The 16,733-nt window shown below is 41.0% G+C and carries 15 protein-coding genes; 14 read left to right on the forward strand and 1 reads right to left on the reverse strand.

The genetic code is table 11. The features are described 5' to 3' along the window. The first annotated feature begins 2 nt into the window (after nt 1-2). The 13 genes from floA to PVE40_RS02415 all read left to right on the forward strand — a co-directional run bounded on the left by floA (nt 3) and on the right by PVE40_RS02415 (nt 13,312). Nucleotides 3-983 carry a flotillin-like protein FloA gene (gene floA, locus PVE40_RS02355; RefSeq protein ID WP_274730263.1) on the forward strand — a complete coding sequence of 327 codons (981 nt, stop codon included), beginning with the start codon at nt 3-5 and terminating at the stop codon, nt 981-983. Then, complete coding sequence (locus tag PVE40_RS02360) at nt 983-1,702, forward strand: hypothetical protein (RefSeq protein ID WP_274730264.1); 720 nt, start codon at nt 983-985, stop codon at nt 1,700-1,702. The genes floA and PVE40_RS02360 overlap by 1 nt, the downstream gene beginning before the upstream one ends. 20 nt (nt 1,703-1,722) lie before the next feature. Further along, nucleotides 1,723-2,472, forward strand: a complete 750-nt coding sequence (locus PVE40_RS02365) for a sugar phosphate isomerase/epimerase family protein (protein ID WP_274730265.1) — start codon at nt 1,723-1,725, stop codon at nt 2,470-2,472. A 123-nt stretch (nt 2,473-2,595) separates the two neighbouring features. Beyond that, on the forward strand, nt 2,596-3,741 hold the full coding sequence (tgt, locus tag PVE40_RS02370; RefSeq protein ID WP_274730266.1) for a tRNA guanosine(34) transglycosylase Tgt: 1,146 nt from the start codon (nt 2,596-2,598) through the stop codon (nt 3,739-3,741). A gap of 28 nt (nt 3,742-3,769) precedes the next feature. Next, nucleotides 3,770-4,105, forward strand: coding sequence for a preprotein translocase subunit YajC (gene yajC, locus PVE40_RS02375; RefSeq protein WP_274730267.1), 336 nt, complete (start codon nt 3,770-3,772; stop codon nt 4,103-4,105). A 31-nt stretch (nt 4,106-4,136) separates the two neighbouring features. Then, complete coding sequence (locus PVE40_RS02380) at nt 4,137-4,418, forward strand: post-transcriptional regulator (RefSeq protein ID WP_274730268.1); 282 nt, start codon at nt 4,137-4,139, stop codon at nt 4,416-4,418. Between the two features lie 336 nt (nt 4,419-4,754). Next, entirely contained in the window at nt 4,755-7,358 is a 2,604-nt protein-coding gene (gene adhE, locus PVE40_RS02385; RefSeq protein WP_274730269.1) for a bifunctional acetaldehyde-CoA/alcohol dehydrogenase, read from the forward strand. Between the two features lie 113 nt (nt 7,359-7,471). Continuing rightward, nucleotides 7,472-8,122 carry a metal-dependent transcriptional regulator gene (locus PVE40_RS02390; protein WP_274730270.1) on the forward strand — a complete coding sequence of 217 codons (651 nt, stop codon included), beginning with the start codon at nt 7,472-7,474 and terminating at the stop codon, nt 8,120-8,122. A gap of 14 nt (nt 8,123-8,136) precedes the next feature. Next, nucleotides 8,137-9,270, forward strand: a complete 1,134-nt coding sequence (dinB, locus tag PVE40_RS02395; protein ID WP_274730271.1) for a DNA polymerase IV — start codon at nt 8,137-8,139, stop codon at nt 9,268-9,270. A 19-nt stretch (nt 9,271-9,289) separates the two neighbouring features. Then, nucleotides 9,290-10,111: a ZIP family metal transporter gene (locus tag PVE40_RS02400; RefSeq protein WP_274730272.1), complete on the forward strand. Its 822-nt coding sequence runs from the start codon at nt 9,290-9,292 to the stop codon at nt 10,109-10,111. A gap of 190 nt (nt 10,112-10,301) precedes the next feature. Next, the gene (locus PVE40_RS02405) at nt 10,302-10,982 is read left to right on the forward strand and encodes a metal-dependent hydrolase (RefSeq protein WP_274730273.1); all 681 of its coding nucleotides are present in this window, start codon (nt 10,302-10,304) and stop codon (nt 10,980-10,982) included. A 30-nt stretch (nt 10,983-11,012) separates the two neighbouring features. Beyond that, complete coding sequence (locus PVE40_RS02410) at nt 11,013-12,338, forward strand: DRTGG domain-containing protein (RefSeq protein ID WP_274730274.1); 1,326 nt, start codon at nt 11,013-11,015, stop codon at nt 12,336-12,338. A gap of 14 nt (nt 12,339-12,352) precedes the next feature. Further along, nucleotides 12,353-13,312, forward strand: a complete 960-nt coding sequence (locus tag PVE40_RS02415) for a DHH family phosphoesterase (protein ID WP_274730275.1) — start codon at nt 12,353-12,355, stop codon at nt 13,310-13,312. Between the two features lie 307 nt (nt 13,313-13,619). Here the strand turns inward: PVE40_RS02415 and zwf are convergent, their stop codons facing one another. After that, nucleotides 13,620-15,143, reverse strand: a complete 1,524-nt coding sequence (gene zwf, locus PVE40_RS02420) for a glucose-6-phosphate dehydrogenase (protein WP_274730276.1) — start codon at nt 15,141-15,143, stop codon at nt 13,620-13,622. A 169-nt stretch (nt 15,144-15,312) separates the two neighbouring features. On the opposite strand from zwf, the gene PVE40_RS02425 reads away from it, so the two are divergent. After that, nucleotides 15,313-16,626, forward strand: a complete 1,314-nt coding sequence (locus tag PVE40_RS02425; RefSeq protein ID WP_274730277.1) for a DEAD/DEAH box helicase — start codon at nt 15,313-15,315, stop codon at nt 16,624-16,626. Nucleotides 16,627-16,733: the final 107 nt, after the last annotated feature.

Genomic DNA, 16,733 nt, shown 5'->3' on the forward strand with positions numbered 1-16,733 from the left:
ATATGCCCCAAGGTTTAATTAGTATTATTGTCATTGCAGTGGTTGTGCTCCTGGTATTGTCCTTATTTTTCCGATTTGTACCAGTAGGACTTTGGATTACTGCTTACTTTTCAGGAGTAAAGGTACGAATTTCAGATTTAATTGGGATGCGCTTAAGAAGAGTATCACCAAGTATGATTGTCCAACCGATGATCAAGGCAACAAAAGCGGGCTTAGATTTAAGTATTTCCGAATTAGAAGCTCATTATTTAGCTGGTGGAGATATTAATATGGTTATTGACGCTCTGATTGCTGCACAACGAGCTAATATTGACTTGGAATTTGAACAAGCTGCGGCAATTGATTTGGCAGGTAGAAATGTGTTTGAAGCGGTTCAAGTCAGCGTAAATCCAAAAGTAATTGAAACACCAGTTATTGCAGGTGTGGCAATGAACGGGATTGAAGTAAAAGCCAAAGCAAAAGTTACTGTTCGGGCGAATATTGAGCGCCTTGTTGGTGGAGCTGGTGAAGAAACGATTATCGCTCGTGTGGGTGAAGGGATTGTTACCACAGTCGGTTCGGCAAGAACACACTCTCAAGTTTTGGAAAACCCTGATTCAATTTCCCATACCATATTGCGTAAAGGATTAGATTCTGGTACTGCATATGAAATTCTATCGATAGATATTGCGGACGTTGATGTCGGCCGTAACGTCGGAGCAAAACTACAAGCGGAACAAGCGGAAGCAGACAAACGGGTAGCTCAAGCGAAAGCTGAAGAAAAACGTTCGCTTGCGATTGCAGAAGAGCAAGAAATGATTGCAGAGGTTCAACGACAACGGGCAAAAGTTGTCGAAGCAGAAGCACAAGTACCTCTTGCTTTGGCTGAAGCTTTACGTTCTGGTAATTTGGGTGCTATGGATTATTACCGAATGAAAAATATTAATGCGGATACGGATATGAGAAGTTCCATATCGGGTAGCAAAGATAGAAGTGATTCGTAATGATGTGGCCCATTCTATTTAACTTAGCTGTATTTATCTTTATTGTTGCGATGTGGATGACGTTCATTTTCAATCTAATCCGTTCCGCTAAAAGAAGTGCTGATAAGAGGACAAATAAATGGGCTCAACCGAAGCAAGCTGCTCCAAGGGTGCAACAACAAGTTAACAACAAAAGACAAGGAAATAGTGGTGGCGTGCAGCAATTTCTACGCCAGAATCCAGTAGAACTGTACCGTATTTTGAAAGAAAATCTTCCAGATCGGTATAAGGATGAACTCAAAACAATTTTCAGCTCTGCAAATCCAGGAGTGGAATTAGTAAAATTTCTGAGACGAAAAGATGTGTGGCCCTTGGTTCAAAGCTTGGTTCGACAAGAGGCCGGACCGGCTGCGGAAATGCGTAACCGCGCAGCTGTAGAAAAGAAAAAGCCACGTTCTGTACCAAGACCTTTTATTGAAGAAGATGATACGATTGCTGATATCGCTTCTGTTGCGGATCTGTTAGAGAAGGAACAACAAATGATAGAGGCAGAATATGATGCATACGGTCACACGTATGACACCATGCTATCAGATGTAGCTACTGAAGATGCTGAAACGACCATGCAACGAGAAACCCGACTCAAAGACGCAAAGAGTGCAAAAGCAAAAGTGGACAAAAAATGGTTGCGTGATGCAATGGTAGCATCCATTATTTTAGAAAGACCAGAACATGATTAATGTCAGAAGGAGCGGTTTGTTTGTCACGAATCATTGGAGTAAATACCCTCGTTTTTAATGAAGAACTACAAACAGGTAAGAAAGAGCAGTGGGAGTTTTTTGATGGTTTCGCACGAATCGGCTTTCCTTTTGTGGAAGTACGTCGCGAATTCTTTCGCAACCTAGAGGAAGAACTCGTTCAAACCAGAGAGATGGCTAAAAAAAACCATCTGGCTTTGTTTTATTCTATACCCGATGTGCTCTTCGTAGAAGAAGAAGTGAATCTTCATTTAGAGAAGTATTTCGAAGAGGCCGCATCGCTTGGAGCGGAACAAGTGAAACTTACGCTGGGTGATTATCATTCTTTTACTCCTGGAGGCGTGTCTTCGTTAATGAAATTGTTGGAAGCATATCCGGCAATTAAACTGACCATTGAAAATGATCAATCTCTAAAGGCTGGCAGTGCGCATGCTTTGACCCGGTTTATTGTAAAAGCTCATGAGGAGAACTTGCCTGTATCACTTACCTTTGATACTGGTAATTTTTCCTTCATTCAAGAAGATGCAGAAGTAGCAGCAAGAATACTGGCAGATTTTGTGAACTACATTCATTTGAAAAATGTGAAGCTGGTTGCACCAGGTGCGATAGAACTTGCCTTGTATGAGACAGGTGACATCAAGATGGATAGCGTCTTAGCTGCTTTCAAGGAGCACGTGGCAGCTGTTATTGAATATCCTTGTGAAACGTGGGATGTTTTAGAAAAGCAATATCATCGCATTATGAAACTGTAGGGAACAAATGAGGCAGGGACAAACCGTTCCTGTCTCTTTCTGCTTTGTAGGACAATTTTTATTTCTACAAAGTTTATTGCTGTGTTATACTTAGTGTTGACAAGTTTTGGAAGGAAGAAAAAAATGACAGAACCAGCTATTCGTTACCGTTTAATTAAAAAAGAAAAACATACCGGGGCTCGTCTGGGAGAAATCATTACTCCTCATGGCACGTTCCAAACACCGATGTTTATGCCAGTCGGAACATTGGCAACCGTTAAAACCATGTCACCTGAAGAACTAAAGACAATGGGTTCGCAGATCATTCTGAGTAATACGTACCACTTGTGGTTGCGTCCGGGTGCAGATTTGATTGAAGAAGCAGGCGGGTTGCACAAGTTCATGAACTGGGATCGTGGAATCTTAACCGACTCAGGTGGTTTCCAAGTATTTTCTCTTGCAGAGAATCGTAAAATAACGGAAGAAGGAGTTCATTTCCGTAATCACTTAAATGGCTCAAAAATGTTTTTATCTCCGGAAAAGGCGATTGATATTGAGAATAAATTAGGTGCTGATATCATCATGAGTTTTGATGAGTGCCCGCCTTATTCCGAGAGCTATGACTATATTAAAAAATCTGTAGAACGAACAAGCCGTTGGGCAGAACGTGGCTTAAAAGCACACAAGAAACCTGATCAGCAAGGCTTATTCGGAATCATTCAAGGTGCAGGCTTTAAGGACTTGCGGATGCAAAGTGCCCAAGACCTCATTTCTATGGATTTCCCTGGTTATTCAATCGGTGGTTTGTCTGTAGGTGAGACGAAAGAAGAAATGAATGATGTTCTTGACTATATTACGCCTGTTATACCGGACCATAAGCCAAGGTATCTAATGGGGGTTGGAGCGCCTGATTCTCTAATCGATGGGGTAATTCGAGGCATAGATATGTTTGACTGTGTATTGCCAACTCGGATCGCACGTAACGGTACCTGTATGACAAGCCAAGGCCGTCTCGTTGTGAAGAATGCGAAATTTACGCGTGACTTCAGACCGTTGGATGAGAAGTGCTCTTGCTATACATGTAAGAATTACACGCGTGCTTACTTGCGTCATCTATTCAAAACAGATGAAATTCTTGGTCTTCGCTTAACCACGTATCATAACTTGCATTTCTTGATTAACTTGATGACGCAAGTGCGTCAAGCAATCATGGATGATAATCTTTTAGAGTTTAGAGAAGCGTTTATGGAAGAATATGGTTTCAATAAAGAAAATGCACCAAACTTTTAATTAAAAACATACAAACGGAGGAATTACAATGCCACAAAACGGGTTAATTATGATTTTATTCTATGGTCTTTTATTTGGAGTTATGTACTTTATTTTGATTCGTCCTCAAAAGAATCAACAAAAGAAAACACAAGAAATGTTGAACCAAATTAAGCAAGGTGATAAAGTTATTACGGTTGGGGGACTTCATGGAGTCGTAGAAGAAGTGGACACAGTAAACAACACAGTGACACTGGACTGCGAAGGAATTTTCCTTACCTTTGAAAAACGCGCGATTTCCCGTGTGGTAAAAAGTGCAACCGTAACAACCGCTTCTGGAATTATGGAAAAAGAAGAAGTTACGGAAGACGAGATTGAAGAATAGACTTTGGTTGGAATGATGGAGTGGAGAGCGGATGACGAAAGGAAATAATGATTTCTATGAGGAAATGCTTCCTTGGTTCGAGCTAAAACGTTCGGAATTTGAAAAGGACGGGTACCCTCATATTGAAACAGAAAATCTATATATTTGCTTTAAGAATTTCGTGTGGAAACATTCGGTACCGCAACACTACTACCAAAGAGTATTTGATATCATGAAATTCACAGTAAACCAATACTTTGATTATGAGTCACTTGAAGCGCAAGTATATAAAGTAGCCTCATTAGAAGAAATTAATTTTGAAGATTTTTTTTGATGAATAGGAGAAGGCTAGGAGAAATCCTAGTCTTTTTTTGATGATAGAATTACAGAAACTTAAATGAATACAGGGACAACTGAGAAGTAAACAAGAGTTCTTCATCCTTGTTTTGTTTTTTTGTAACACTCTGTTTTAGAACAGAAATATGTAAACTATATATTCTACAACGTTTATTGTATTAATATTCACAAATGAATAATTGATTAAGGTTATGAAAAGTAAGTTAGAAAGCTTATAATAAAAAGAAGTGAAAAAAATCACATAAATACTTTACATGTCTGCACTCTTGTTATATAATTATCTGTGAAATAATTAACAAATGGAGTGATAAAAATGGCAATGAAAGTAGAACCAGAAATTTTTGAAACAGTTGAAACAGCTGAAGAACTAATCTCGACTTATACCGAGAAAGGTTTAAGAGCTTTAGAGATAATGGAAGAATTTGATCAAGCCCAAGTCGACCATATTGTTCAATCAATGGCCTTAGCTGCACTAGACAAACACATGGAACTAGCGAAGATGGCTGTCGAAGAAACTGGCAGAGGAGTATACGAAGACAAGTGTCTGAAAAATATTTATGCCTCTGAAAATATTTGGCACGCCATCAAGAAAAATAAAACAGTTGGGATCATTAGCGAAAATAAAATTGATCAGCTGATGACTATCGCAGCACCGCTAGGGGTAATCGCTGGAATTATTCCAACGACCAATCCAACTTCTACAACAATTTTCAAGGCATTAATCAGTATGAAAACTAGAAACCCAATCATCTTCTCCTTCCATCCAAGTGCAGAAAAATGTTCTACTGCAGCGGCAGAAACCGTTTATCAAGCAGCGTTAGCAGCTGGCGCACCAGAGGGATGTATTCAGTGGGTAGAAGGCGTCTCTATGGAAAAAACGAATGCCTTGATGCATCATCCAGACGTTGCCGCCGTCCTAGCAACGGGTGGGGCAGCCATGGTAAAGGCAGCCTATTCAACTGGAAAACCTGCATTAGGAGTCGGTCCTGGAAATGTTCCGGCTTATGTAGAGAAAACAGCAAACATCAAACGCGCAGTAAATGATTTAGTTTTATCAAAAACATTTGATAATGGGATGATTTGTGCTTCTGAGCAAGCGGTCATTGTCGATCAAGAAATTTATGAAGAAGTAAAACAAGAATTCATCCGCCGAAAAGTTTACTTTGTAAAACCAAATGAAGTTGCTCAATTAGAAGCTACCGTGATGCGTGAAGACAAACAAGGCATCAACAGTAAAATTGTAGGATTGTCGCCGATTACGATTGCAGAGATGGCGGGAATTACGGTACCCGCAGACACGAAAATGCTCATTGTTGAACTTGCTGGGGCAGGAGCCGAATACCCACTTTCACGTGAGAAACTTTCTCCAGTACTTGCCATGATGAAAGCGAAGAATACCAAACATGCTTTCCAATTATGTAAGGACATGTTAGCACTTGATGGACTTGGTCACTCAGCAGCGATTCATACAAAGAGTGAGGACTTAATTCGAGAATTTGGAAAGCAAATGAAAGCATGTCGTATTTTAGTAAATTCTCCTTCTGCGCAAGGCGGGATTGGCGGATTATACAACAACAATATTCCTTCGTTAACACTTGGGTGTGGCTCGTATGGACACAACTCTGTTTCAGGAAATGTGTCTACCTTTGACTTAATCAACAGAAAAACTGTCGCTAAAAGGAGAAATAACATGCAGTGGATGAAGGTGCCTGATCGGATTTACTTTGAAGAGAATTCTGTCCGTTACTTACGTGACATGAAAGGAGTCGAACGAGTTTTCTTCGTCTGCGATGAAGGAATGGTAAAATTAGGGTATATAGACATTGTGTTGGAACAATTGAAATTACGTCAAAACAAGATTACCTATACCATTTTCTCAGATGTTGAACCAAACCCTTCAACAGATACCGTAAACCGCGGGACAGAAAGAATGCGTGACTTTGAACCAGATACGATTATCGCGATTGGTGGCGGTTCGCCAATGGATGCTGCAAAAGCAATGTGGTTGTTCTATGAACATCCAGAGAGCAACTTCTTCGGAGCGAAGCAAAAGTACTTAGATATTCGCAAACGGACCTATAAAATTGCTCCAATGGAAAAAGCGCAGTTAGTATGTATCCCAACAACTTCTGGTACTGGATCAGAGGTAACACCGTTCACGGTTATTACAGACAGCGAGACGCATATCAAATACCCATTAGCAGACTATGCCTTGACTCCAAACGTAGCGATTGTTGATTCGCAGTTCGTGTATAGCGTACCAAAAACGGTAACAGCTGATACAGGGATGGATGTTCTGACACATGCGATCGAATCCTATGTATCAGTAATGGCTAGTGATTATACGAAGGGATTAAGCTTACAAGCCATCAAATTAGTGTTTGATTATCTGGTTGATTCTTACGAATATGGCGATCGGGAAGCAAGAGAGAAAATCCATAATGCCTCAACCATTGCAGGAATGGCTTTTGCCAATGCATTTTTGGGAATTTCTCATTCCTTGGCACACAAAATAGGCGGTCTATGGGGACTCGTTCATGGACGGACGAATGCAGTTTTACTTCCTCACATTATTCGCTATAACGCAAAAGAACCAAGCAAGTTAAGTATGTGGGCAAAATACGAACACTTCCAAGCTGACGAAGATTACGCAACTATTGCCCGTTATTTAGGCTTAAAAGGCAATACTACAGCAGAATTGGTCGAAGCTTTAGCGACAGCAGTACATGAACTTGGAGAAGCAGTTGGAATCAAGATGAGCTTCCAAGAAGAAGGTGTTTCTGAAGAATGGTTACACCGAGATGGAGATCAAATTGCTGAGTTAGCCTTTGAAGACCAATGTACAACGGCTAATCCAAAACAACCATTAATAAGTGAGTTAAAAGACATCTTATACGATGCTTACTATGGGGTATAATCAGAAGAAATAAAGAGGTGGGAGTTCGCTCCCCCCTCTTTATTGCATTTTAAACAGAAAGGTTTATAATGAAACTATATTTAGGTTGTCCTAAAAAAAGAAGGGGTTTTCGCATGACACCACAGAAAGAAGATTATCTAAAAGTAATTATTGAACTAGGCGGTGATAAAGATCTGATTAATAATAAATTGATTGGTCAAGCGTTATCTGTAACGGCAGCGTCGGTAACAGAGATGTCTACCAAGTTGCTAAAAGATGGATACATCATCCACGTTCCGTATCAAGGTGTGCAATTGAGTGAAAAAGGGTTAAAAGTTGCAAACCAGATGATTCGGAAACACCGTCTATGGGAAACCTTTTTAGCGAATCATCTTGGTTTTACCTGGGATGAAGTGCATGACTTAGCTGAGAAATTGGAGCATGTTTCTTCAAATGTCCTGATTGACCGATTAGATGAATTTTTAGGCTTTCCCACATCGGATCCCCATGGTGGCTTAATTCCAGACCGTGAAGGGAGAACGATGGATAAAGATTCTCTTCCTTTACAAGAATTAGCGGAAGGAGACGGGTTCTTTATTTTGGAAGTGGACGATGACGCAGAGTTTCTAAAGTACCTGTCTGAAAAAAATATTCGTCTCGATCAATACTACCGAGTAGATAAAATGGAAGCATTTGAAGGACCGGTCTATTTTAGAGACGAAAAAGGAAATGAGTACCAAGTTTCCTATAAAGCCGCCGCGAAGTTATTAGTCGAGAAGCAATAAAAGAAGGTGGAAAATTGGAGTATGGGTTACTGACCTTCAGAGAACCAGATAACGACCTGACTAGGAAAATTATCCATGTCGACATGGACGCCTTTTATGCATCGGTAGAAGAACGAGATCGTCCAGAATTAAATGGGAAGCCAGTCGTAATTGCCCACCATCCGCGTAAAACGGGCGGGAGAGGAGTGGTGACAACGGCGAATTATGAAGCTCGGAAGTTTGGCATCCATTCTGCGATGAGTTCTCAAGAAGCGTTTGAGCGATGTCCCCATGCAATCTTTATCTCTCCTCGAATGGATTATTATAAGCAAGTTTCTGCTCAAATCAGAAGCGTATTTCACCGGTACACAGACTTAATTGAGCCGCTCTCTTTAGATGAAGCGTACTTAGACGTCACACAAAACAAACAAAATATCCCAAGTGCAACGATTATTGCACGTCGGATTCAACAAGAAGTGTGGAAAGAAGTCCATTTGACTTGTTCAGCTGGCGTTTCGTACAATAAATTCTTGGCTAAAATTGCTTCCGATTATCAAAAACCAGCGGGCTTAACGGTCATTACGCCTCCAGAAGCACAAAATTTTTTGATGGAACTGCCGATTAAGAAATTTTATGGTGTGGGAACGAAAACCGCGGAACGATTGAAGCAATTGGGCATCGAGACTGGCCAGGATCTGTTTGAATTATCTGCTAAGTTTCTGATCGATGAATTTGGGAAGATGGGGTATGTCTTATACCGAAAAGTCCGAGGAATTGATAATCAACCTGTTTCAAATGAAAGAGAGCGGAAATCAATTGGGAAAGAGCATACTTTTAATCCTTTCTTGGTGCGAGAAGAACAAGTAGAGGAATCTTTAACGGTTCTAGCAGATGAGGTTAGCAAAAGTCTTGCTCGACATAAAATGCATGGACGTGTAGTGGTTTTGAAGATTCGCTATGACGACTTTGAAACGATGACCAGACAGAAAAGTTTTGTAGAATTTACTAGCAGCAAGGAAGATATCTTATTAAAAGCTTTATCTCTATGGGAAGAACATGGTGCCATGAATAAGGAAGTGCGTCTTTTAGGGATTACCCTCACACAATTGGCACCCCAATTCTTTACAAATATGCAACTGCCACTCTGGGATACGAACAATTTTTATTAACGAAAGGAAGTCCTGTCACTTGTTTGCGACATTTAGTAATTTTAACCCGATTTTACAGTCACTTCTCGCAGGTATCTTTACGTGGGCCTGCACGGCAATTGGTTCCTCCTTTGTATTCTTTTTCAAAGAGGTGAACCGGAAAGTATTAGATGTGATGAGCGGCTTTGCTGCAGGAGTGATGATTGCTGCTTCATTTTGGTCCTTACTAGCTCCTTCTATTTCTTATGCAGAGAACAATGGATACGGAATGTGGGCGTGGGTGCCGGCAGCCGTTGGTTTCTTGCTTGGAGGCGTCTTTTTACGTCTCACAGATGCAATCATTCCCCATCTCCATATCGGTGATCCGATGGAAAAACGGGAGGGTATTAAAACAGGTGCCTCGCGTACGTTACTTTTATTTTTAGCAATTACCATTCATAATATACCGGAAGGATTAGCGGTCGGTGTCGCGTTTGGTGCAGCTGCACATGGACTTTCAACAGACAACACGTTGATGAGTGCAGTCGGATTAGCTCTTGGGATTGGATTGCAAAATATTCCAGAAGGCTCTGCACTGTCGTTGCCCATCCGAGGAGAAGGAAGCAGCCGGATGCGCGCCTTCCAATACGGACAGCTTTCTGCACTGGTTGAACCAATTGCGGCCGTTCTTGGTGCGGCGGCAGTCCTGTCCATGCAAGTTATTTTGCCATATGCACTAGCTTTTGCTGCAGGAGCAATGATCTTTGTAGTAGTAGAAGAATTGATTCCGGAATCCCAAACAAATGGGAACAAAGACATTGCCACACTTGGCTTGATGCTTGGTTTTACGGTAATGATGATTTTGGACGTAGCTCTAGGATAAAACAACTCCCGATCCATCTGCTAAAAAGATGGATCGGTTTTTTTCGTTAAGGACGCTGAACCTTGAAAAAAGCTTCCTAATCCAACCTTTGTTTCTTTTAATTAAGGTTGGATAAAACAATAATTCATGGTACGATAAGAACGGATTAATACAGTTCTTAAAACAGTAGTAAACAGAGGAGAAGATGGATATGAGAGCTACTTGGCATGGACAGTCTTGCATAATCATTGAAACAAATGACAGGAAGAAGATTATATTTGATCCTTTTATTACTGGGAACGGCATGAGTGATTTGGATGCTGAAACAGTGGATTGTGATGTAATCATCGTTACACACGGACATAGCGACCATATAGGAGATACAGAAGCGATTGCGAGACGAACCGGTGCCTTGATTGTATCTACTGTTGAAATTGCAAATTATTTTAGTAGTAAAGGCTTAAAAACACATGGGATGCAGCCGGGTGGAGGGCACCAATTTGAATTTGGGTATGTGAAGATGACACCAGCCATTCATGGTTCAGCCTATGAAATGGAAGGGAAGCCCTTTACGCTAGGACTGGCTACCGGAATTGTTTTTCATGATGGAGAAAAAACAATTTATCATGCAGGAGATACGGCACTCTTTTCGGATATGAAGTTAATTGGTGAAGACAGACCGATTGATGTCGCCTTTTTACCGATTGGCGATAATTTTACAATGGGACCGAAAGATGCAGCAAAAGCAGTTGCTTTCTTGCAAGCAAAAAAAGCGGTACCGATTCACTACAATACCTTCCCATTAATCGAGCAAGACCCAACAGATTTCACCACGTTATTACCTGAAGGAGTCGGTATAATCCTTCAGCCAGGTGAAGGCGTAGAAGTATAGATGAAAATAGAATAGGCAAGGGGAAAAGCTATGGCAACGAAACACGAACAAATTATTGAATATATTGAAACCCTACCTGTAGGAGAAAAACTTTCTGTACGATCCGTCGCCAAAACGATGAATATGTCAGAGGGAACGGCTTACCGAGCAATTAAAGATGCGGAGATGGTTGGGCTTGTTTCTACCATTGAACGAGTAGGAACAATTCGGATTGAAAGAAAATCAAAAGACAATATTGAAACGTTGTCGTTTGGACAAATCGCCAACATTATTGAGGGCGATGTCTTAGGGGGAGAAAAAGGTTTAGATAAAACCCTGAGTAAATTCATTATCGGAGCGATGCAGCAAGATGCGATGGACCGCTATATTTCACCAGGGTCGTTAATGATTGTCGGGAACCGCAATAATATCCAACGCTACGCTCTGGAAAAGGGAGCAGCCGTTTTAATTACAGGTGGATTTGATACGGATGAAGAAATCCTGAGCCTAGCCGATCGTGTTGAAATGCCTGTGCTACGAACTACTTACGATACGTTTACGGTAGCGACCATGATTAACCGTGCGATGACCGATCAGCTAATCAAAAAAGACATTATGTTAGTAGGCGACATTTATACGCGTATCGAAGATACCAAGTTTCTCTATATGGACCAAACCATTTACGATTACCGTAAACTGAACGAGAGTAGTAAGCACTCCCGTTTTCCGATTGTAAACCATAACTTGCGTTTAGTAGGAATGATTACGGCGAAAGACATCCTAGGGAAATCCGATTCCCTGTTGATGGAACGAGTGATGACGAGAGAACCGATTTATGCAAAGACGCATATGAGTGTGGCCAGCGTGGCACACCGAATGATTTGGGACGGGTTGGAAGTGCTGCCCGTTGTGAGTGATAACTTGCAACTATTAGGGATTCTGTCGCGACAGGATGTCATGAAGGCAATGCAATTGGCGCAGCGTCAACCGCAAGTAGGAAATACCATTGAAGATCAGATTCTTGACGGAATTGAGATGGAAGAACGTAAAAGTGAAGAACGCGCATTACCTGTTTATCGCTTTCAAGTGACACCGCAAATGACCAATAACATTGGGACTGTCTCGTTCGGTGTGCTATGTGAAGTCCTTTCCAGTGTTTCGAAGAAAATATTGTATCATTTCCAAAAACGGAATGCCGTGATTGAACAGATGGATGTTCATCACTTTAAGATGATCCAGATTGACAGCGTCATTGAAATTCATACGAATATTTTTGAAATTGGTCGACGCTCTTCGAAGTTAGACGTAGAAGTATATTTAGAAAACTCCATCGTTGCGAAGGCAATTGTTGTTTGCCAAATGATGGAAAGAACCTGAGAGGGGATTCAATCTTGTTAACAGAACTCTATGAACAGATTTATGAAAAAATAAAGCAGTCTAACCCCATTATTATTCACCGACATGTGCGACCTGACCCAGATGCACTTGGTTCGCAACGAGGCTTGGCGGCGATTATTCGTCAACAATTTCCTGAAAAAAATGTATACACAGTAGGGGAAGAAGTAGCGAGCTTGTCATATATGGGAACGATGGATAACGTTCCAACCGATTTATATGAAGAAGCATTGGTGATTGTAGTGGATACGGCAAATCGTCCAAGAATTGACGATAAGCGCTATTCGAAAGGGAGCTACCTGATTAAAATCGATCACCATCCTAATGATGATCAGTACGGGGACATCAGCTTGGTAAATGATCAAGCAAGCAGCTGTAGTGAAATCGTTTCTGACCTCTCTTTCTATCTCAAGGACCGCTTCTCCATGAATGATGAAGCTGCCCGTCTCTTGTATGCAGGTATCGTTGGAGATACAGGCCGCTTCCTATACCCAGCTACATCTGCTCATACAATGAGAACCGCTGCACAACTCATGGAATATGATTTTTCTGCTTCTGAAATCGGACAGTTAATGAACACACATTCAAAAAAAGTGGCACACTTATCTGGATTCGTTTTACAAAATGTGGAAATCAATGATCTGGGTGTGGCTCATGTAATTTTAACCCAAGAAGTGTTGGAACAATTTGATGCAGAAGACGATGATACGGCACAAGTAGTTCCTTTGCCGGGTACCATCGAAGGGGTTATCTGTTGGGGAGTTTTTGTCCAACAAACTCATGGAGGATATCGTTGCCGTTTGCGTTCAAAAGGTCCGGTAATCAATGAGGTAGCCAAACGTCATGGTGGTGGCGGACATCCGCTTGCCAGTGGGGCGAATGCAAAAGATATGGACGAAATAAAAGAAATTATTAAAGAGTTCGATGAAGCAATTATGGAATGGAATGACGCATAAAAAAACAGAAAAGTAGCTCTCGCCACCCCTTTAAGTGGGCTGCGAGAGCTGTTTTTCTGGTTTCCTTAGCTTTTAGAAAAGAAACTGAATATGGATTCTACGTTAATCTTTCGTTGCGATAGAGTAAGTAAACGTTGCGCTATCACAACGATAAAGCACCTATCGTTGTGATAAGGCGCGAGTGTTCTCTGCTAACACAACGCAACAAGTCTTTGCGTTGCGATAGCGAGGAATGTGGTTTCGCTATCGCGACGATTAGCAGTAAAAAGGAAAGAGGTCGGGACGTTTGTCCCAACCTCTTTGTGCTTTATTCAGTCATTTCTGGCATAATGTCGTTTGGTGATTGTTCCTTATTTGGATCCCAGTTGAATTCTGTCCAGCTAAAGCCGTCTCTTTTAAGAAGCTCATAGCTCTCTTTTGGACCCATTGAGCCACTTTCGTAGAAGCAAGGCTCACTAGTGTCTTCATCCCATGCTTGACGAATGTAGTCCACATATTTCCAAGATTGTTCCACTTCTTGCCAGTGGGTGAAGTTCGTTGGGTCACCGTTTAAGCAATCAAGCAACAAACGTTCGTACGCTTCTGGACTGTTTGCTTGTGTTTTTTCATCAAAGATTTGATGCATCCGAATATTCTTCATTTCCATTCCTTGGCCTACACGCTTAGCGTTTAAACGGAGAGAGAATCCTTCTTGAGGTGAGATATGGATGGTTAAGATATTCGGTTCTGCTACTTCTTTCACGTCTTCAGATGGAAAAAGGTTCATAGCCATGTGCTTAAATTGAACATGGATGTATGTTTCTTTTTGAGCCATCCGTTTTCCAGTGCGAATATAAAAGGGTACACCAGCCCAACGGAAGTTGTCGATGTGAATCTTCCCAGCGACATATGTTTCAGTAGTCGAATCTGGATCCACTTTTGGTTCGTCACGGTAACCAACCAAGTCATCTCCCGCTATGTATTGGCCGCGAATAAAGTTTTTCTTCACTTCTTCAGCCGTTTCATACAGGCGTAAGGAACGCAATGCTTTGATTTTTTCGTTTCGGACATCTTCACCTTCTAATGAAATAGGCGGTTCCATCACGAGTAAGGCAACAATTTGAAGAACGTGGTTTTGAACCATGTCGCGAAGAGCACCGGTACGATTGTAATAGTCGCCTCGGTCTTCTACGCCAACGGTCTCCGCTAGCGTAATTTGAACATTATCGATGTATTTATTATTCCATAGCGCTTCAAAAATCATGTTAGAGAAGCGGACTGCAGAGATATTTTGGATCATTTCTTTACCTAGATAGTGGTCAATCCGGTAAATTTGATCTTCGTTAAACGAACGGCTTAGTTGTTCATTTAATTCTCTCGCTGTTTCTAAATCATGACCAAAAGGCTTCTCAATAATTAAACGATTGAAGCCATTTTCAGTTAACAAGCCTTTATTTTTCAGCATATCGCCGATGATTCCAAAGAATTCAGGAGCCATGGCCAAGTAAAAAATACGGTTGCCGTCTAATTTATACTTTTCATCCAACTGTTCAGATAAATGTTTTAACTCTTCATAATGTGCGGCATCTTTTACGTTATGGGAAATATAGTAAAAATGGCTCGTGAATTGCTCGATTTCATCTTGGCTCTCCGCCAAGTCTTGGACAGAATCCGCAATCACTTCATGGAAATATTCATTTGTCCACTCTCTACGGGCCGTTCCAATAACTGCAAAGTTATTTTTCAGATAACCTTTTTTGAAGAGGCGAAACAAAGATGGATATAATTTACGATGTGCTAAGTCGCCGGTGGCACCAAAGATGGTGAGCAAGGCGCTAATCTCGGTATTCATGGGTAACCCCCTTCTGATATGACAAAGAATTCATTTATTTATTATACTATTTTCATTTATGTTTAGCAATCGAGCACTTATAAAGAAATTGTCGTCATTCAAGAGTAAAGGAATGAAACGGAAGTGTGTTATAATCACACTAACAAAAGAGAAAGACGTGAGGTGTACAATGAGTTTCAAACAATATAATCTCCAACCATTTTTACTAGAAGCGATTGAAGAACTAGGCTTCCGCCAACCAACGGAAATTCAAGCAAGAATTATTCCGATCATTCAATCCAAAAAAAGTGTCGTGGGCCGTTCCCAGACAGGTTCCGGGAAGAGCCACAGTTTCTTACTGCCAATAATCAATAATGTTGATGCCACTAAAGATGAAGTGCAAGTCGTCATTACTTCCCCAAGTCGGGAATTAGCAGAACAACTTTACCAAGCAGCTACCCAATTAGTAGAAAAAGCTCCTCAAGAAATTCGTATTTCGAATTATGTGGGGGGAACCGACAAAAAGCGCCAACTGTCTAAGTTAGGGAACAATCAGCCGCATGTTGTCATCGGCACACCTGGACGTATTTTGGACTTAATCACTGAAAATGCGTTGAAGGTTTATACGGCTAAAGCATTTGTTGTTGACGAAGCAGATATGACGCTTGATATGGGATTCTTGTTTGAAGTGGATCAAATTGCAGGAAGATTACCGAAACACTTACAAATGTTGGTGTTTTCCGCAACCATTCCAACCAAACTCCAACCATTCTTGAAGAAGTACATGGATAACCCGATCGTCGTTAACCTTGAGCCGCAACGAGTGATTGCAGATACAATTGATAACTACTTGTTAGCAACAAAAGGGAACGAAAAAATGGATGTGTTGGTAAATGTGCTTCAAATTGGCCAACAGTATTTCACGCTCATTTTTGCAAATACCAAACAAAAAGTAAATGAAATTGCCTCTGAACTACAAACACGCGGTTATGAGTGTGCTGTTTTACATGGCGATATTCAAGCTCGTGAACGGAAACGGATTATGCGTCGCGTTCACAATGGCGAATTCCAGATTATGGTAGCTACCGATTTAGCTGCTAGAGGAATTGATATTGAAGGAGTCTCTCATGTAATTAATGTGGAAATTCCGAAAGAAACCGAATTTTTCGTTCACCGTATCGGTAGAACCGGCAGAAATAATCTGAAAGGGACTGCGATTACGTTATATGGTCCTGATGAAGAGAAACAAGTACAAGCGATTGAGTCAATGGGAATTGACTTCCAACTTGTCCGTCTAAAAGATGGCAGCTTTGTAGAAGTAGAAGATCGCAAACGTAAAATGGAAAAAAATGCCCCTGAAGAGGTAGATGCACGCATTCGTGGAATGGTTCAAAAAGCGAAGAAAAACATCAAACCTGGTTACAAACGGAAATTGAATGAAAAAATAAAGAAACAAGTCCGTAAAAACAGAGGCGCAGACGGAAACCGTAAGAAGAAACATTAAAATAGAAAGAGGCCGGAAAAAATTCCGGCCTCTTTCCTACGTTTAGTCAAGAGAAATAATATTAATAAATACAGATATTTTTTACTTAGTTGAGCTCTCCTTTGGAG

Origin of the sequence: Jeotgalibaca caeni, assembly GCF_028863945.1 — a bacterium.
In the GTDB taxonomy this organism is placed as follows: domain Bacteria; phylum Bacillota; class Bacilli; order Lactobacillales; family Aerococcaceae; genus Jeotgalibaca; species Jeotgalibaca caeni.